Origin of the sequence: Pseudomonas sp. BJa3 (genome assembly GCF_026343815.1) — a bacterium.
Taxonomy (GTDB): Bacteria; Pseudomonadota; Gammaproteobacteria; order Pseudomonadales; family Pseudomonadaceae; genus Aquipseudomonas; species Aquipseudomonas soli.
Genome location: NZ_JAOXMC010000243.1, coordinates 1 through 266 on the forward strand (window position 1 = coordinate 1; position 266 = coordinate 266).

Annotated in this window: 1 protein-coding gene; it reads left to right on the plus strand. The window is 63.9% G+C overall.

Translation table 11 applies throughout. The features are described from left to right. Nucleotides 1–8: 8 nt before the first annotated feature. Nucleotides 9–266: acetate--CoA ligase family protein (locus tag OH705_RS27585; RefSeq protein WP_267303483.1), on the plus strand; the 258-nt coding region annotated here is incomplete at its 3' end.

Here is a 266-nt window from a genome sequence, read left to right on the forward strand (position 1 = left end):
CGCGCGCGGTGCACTCGGAGTCGGACCATACGCGAACCGCAGCGCAGGAGCCAGTTACTTGCGAAGAGCACGGTTCGCTCGATGAAGCCCAGGCCAAGGCGTTGTTCGCCCGCTGTGGTGTTCAAGGCGTCAGGGAGTTCGTGGTGAGCACCGAAGCGCAGGCCGTTGACGCCGCCCGGAAGCTGGGACCGCGCGTGGTACTGAAGCTCTTGTCCGGCGAAATCACGCACAAAAGCGATGTCGGCGGCGTTGCCGTCAATGTTTCC